The sequence below is a fragment of the Pseudomonas sp. 05N434 genome (assembly GCF_056396965.1).
Genome location: NZ_JBFTMK010001205.1, coordinates 1 through 364, shown reverse-complemented (window position 1 = coordinate 364; position 364 = coordinate 1). Strand labels below are relative to the sequence as shown.

Sequence of the window (364 nt, the reverse complement as noted above, 5' to 3'; positions counted from 1 at the left end):
ACCGTCGACACCACCAACCTCAGCCTGAGCGCATCCAACTCGGTAGCCGAAGGTGGCCAGATCACTTACACCGCGACCCTGACCAACGCCGCCGGCACTCCGGTCACCGTGACCCTGAGCAACGGCGCCGTGATCACCATCGAAGCGGGTAAAACCACCGGCACCGTGACCGTCCCGGCTCCATCCGATGACGTTTACAAAGATGCCGGTACGGTCCAGGCCACCATTTCCACCGCCACCGGTGGCAGTTTCGAAAACCTGGTGCCGAGCACTGCCCCGGCAGTGACCACCGTCACCGACACGATCGACACCAGCACCGTTTCGCTGACTGCGACTGCGAACGTCGCCGAAGGCGGCACCGTCA

At 63.7% G+C, this 364-nt stretch carries 1 protein-coding gene; it reads left to right on the top strand.

From position 1 onward, the window contains the following. The coding region (locus AC1DLB_RS32445) for an immunoglobulin-like domain-containing protein (RefSeq protein WP_477786588.1) at nucleotides 1–364 on the top strand (364 nt) is incomplete at both ends.